A 2,925-nucleotide genomic window follows, 5' to 3' on the forward strand; every position below is an offset into this window, starting at 1 on the left:
TTTCTTTAGGATTATTTTAATTATTCATAATAATAATAATAATAATAATAATAATAAAACTAAAAACAAAGTTATTTAATCCTAATCATGAATTTCAAAAACTATTAAGCAAATAGAAAACCCGGCGGCTGAGCGGAGCCGAAGCCAAAGGGTGACGTATCCGTATTACCTACTCGACTCCGCTCAGGATCCGGTATGATATCAAAACGCACCAAAATAGAAAATTATATTTCAAACTATTGGTCTCGTCTAAAATTTAACCTATATTCAATCCTAAGGGCTTAGCCCTGTGATAGGATTTCACCTACTATTATAAAAGAACAAATGCTACCTTGCCATTTAAACCTGAACAAAATAAAATATGGGAACTGAGAATGTAGAATTAATGAAAATAGCAAAAGCCTCTTTAAAGGGAAATTGGGGATTGGCCATAGGTACTTTTCTTTTGTATATGTTTATCATGGGCTTTTTACAAGGAATGGCAGATTACTATCCGATGATAGCCTTGGGAACCTTGTTAATTACAGGACCTATGACACTAGGCTTGGCCTATTTCTCACTGAGTATTGCCCGCAATCAAAATGCCAGGCTTCAGCAAATATTTGATGGCTTCAATAACTTTGGTACAGCTTTAGGGGCCTATTTATTGATGTTCATTTTTATACTTCTATGGATGCTTTTGCTGATAATACCCGGAATCATTGCGGCCCTTTCCTATGCCATGACTTTCTATATCATCGCTGATGACCCAAACATCGGCCCACTGGATGCCATTGACAAAAGCAAGCAAATGATGAATGGTTACAAAATGAAGCTTTTCCTTATGTTCTTGATGTTTCTTGGTATGGCTTTGCTTTGTATTCTTACCTTGGGAATTGGATTTTTGTGGTTTATCCCCTTTGCCAATGTGACCCTGGCTAAATTTTATATGGACATAAAAAACAGGAATGTCATCCCTGAGGTTATCTAAAATCAATTTACTTACAAAGCGTAAAGCTATCTCGAAGAAAAAAAAATCAACAAACCAAGTCCCTTGAATATTGTCAAGGGACTTGGTTTTCTTTTTTTAACTCAGCCAATTTAACTATTGATAGCCTATAATTTCGAATAAACATAAAACCCCGGTCAGGGGTGACATTTTTGTAGGCAGGGGCAATAGCCCCTGCAAAATGGTAAGTACGCCAACTGATTTTGGCGGTATTGTTGCTTTTTTTTCTGCAACAATACTGACAAAATCTTAACCTAAATCGAATAGTAACGCCATCTTAAAAAAACCAGGAAAATCAGGAAAAATTAAATCTAATCCCCTACCTTTATCATCTGTTTTACTGAAATCAACATATCATCTGTGTCTTTTTTAAAAGGCAAACTCGTTTGACGAGCAATTGCTCCATGGGAATCTCCTGATCTCCTATGAACAGATAATCACACCCTTTTTAATTATTTAATCAATTGTCGCATTGATTTTAAATGTTTTCAACATTTATAGATCTGCAGGACATTTATATTTAAAATGAAAAGTAAACAGTTCATCAATAAAAGCATCAACCATTTCTACACCAAAGCTTCTGAAGAAACCCGACTGGACAAAGGTATGGGCTTATTTGAATTTGAAAGAACAAAATCACTTATCGCCAAATACCTGCCTGCTACTTCTTCCTGCATCATCGATGTTGGTGGCGGTACCGGAAAATATTCAGCATGGCTTGCGCAAAAAGAACATAAAGTTCATATGGTAGAACCGGTTGATAAGCACATTAAAATCGCCTTAAAAAGAGCCAATAAACGGGGCAATAAATTTCATGTACATCAAGGAGAATCTCGAAAATTAGAATTTCCAAGTAATTTCGCTGACCTAATCATTCTCCACGGACCACTTTACCACCTTCAAAAAAAGGAAGACAGGGAATTAACGGTTCGTGAAGCAAAACGGGTTTTAAAAAACAACGGTATTGTTTTGGGTTTTGCAATCAACTATACGGCCTCAACTTTGGTAGGCCTACTAAATGGTTTGATTCACAAAAAATCATTTTTCGAAATGTGCAAAGAAGAATTAACTTCAGGAATACACAACCCACCCCTTGATTTTCCATGGTTATTGGCTGAAGCTTATTATCACAATCCCCCGCAGCTCAAAGAAGAGTTTTTGAGTCAGGGATTTATCCATTTGAATACTTATGCAGTGGAAGGTATGGCCTGGTTAGACAAGAATTATTTTGCCAACATGGAAAATAGTGAAAGAAGAAAAACATTGTTAGAACTAATTCAGCTCACTGAAAAGGATGGCAACCTACTGCCTTTTAGTCCACACATGATGATCGCAATTAAAAAAAAATCGCCCTATGAAAAATAAAGTACAATACTTCCAAGCATTGTCAGCAAACAGAGGACAGCACAATGAAATAGATTTGGGAGAACAAATTGGTCTTGATGAGCAAGAAACCCAAGCTATATTGGCTTTGCTCCTATCCGAAAATAAAATCAAATACGAGCGCAAAGGAGTCTGTAATTATTCGCTTATGAAGACAAAGAAAAAATAAAACCCTGTGTAATTCCCCCTGAAGGATCAGGGGAATTTCTATTTCATGGTTCTACTTTTCATTCCAACCCTTTGAATGCGCTTAATATTGAGCCTTATTCAATGCATAAAATTACGTTCATAGGTAATTTATTTAGCTAGGGGTAAATAACCCCTGGCTAAGTATTTTAACTAAAATTGATTTTGTCAGTATTGTTGCCTTTTTCTGCAACATTACTGACAAAATTTCGACCACCTAAAATCCAAACTAGAAATTACTTCTTTTCCTCCACATTATTTTTTTTTGGAAAACTGTTGCTTTCTTATTAACCTACTCTTTAAATACATGAAAGCATAAAACCCCGGTCAGGGGTGACATTTTTGTAGGCAGGGGCAATAGCCCCTGC

At 36.0% G+C, this 2,925-nt stretch carries 3 protein-coding genes; all 3 read left to right on the forward strand.

Features of this window, described 5'->3' with window-relative positions; genetic code table 11:
• Positions 1 to 361: 361 nt before the first annotated feature.
• The 3 genes from AAC037_RS22915 to AAC037_RS22925 all read left to right on the forward strand — a co-directional run bounded on the left by AAC037_RS22915 (position 362) and on the right by AAC037_RS22925 (position 2,540).
• Positions 362 to 970: a DUF975 family protein gene (locus AAC037_RS22915; RefSeq protein WP_339905898.1), complete on the forward strand. Its 609-nt coding sequence runs from the start codon at positions 362 to 364 to the stop codon at positions 968 to 970.
• 543 nt (positions 971 to 1,513) lie between these two features.
• On the forward strand, positions 1,514 to 2,353 hold the full coding sequence (locus tag AAC037_RS22920; protein ID WP_339905899.1) for a class I SAM-dependent methyltransferase: 840 nt from the start codon (positions 1,514 to 1,516) through the stop codon (positions 2,351 to 2,353).
• Positions 2,343 to 2,540, forward strand: a complete 198-nt coding sequence (locus AAC037_RS22925) for a hypothetical protein (protein WP_339905900.1) — start codon at positions 2,343 to 2,345, stop codon at positions 2,538 to 2,540. The genes AAC037_RS22920 and AAC037_RS22925 overlap by 11 nt, the downstream gene beginning before the upstream one ends.
• Positions 2,541 to 2,925: the final 385 nt, after the last annotated feature.

The organism is uncultured Cyclobacterium sp. (genome assembly GCF_963976465.1).
Taxonomy (GTDB): Bacteria; Bacteroidota; Bacteroidia; order Cytophagales; family Cyclobacteriaceae; genus Cyclobacterium.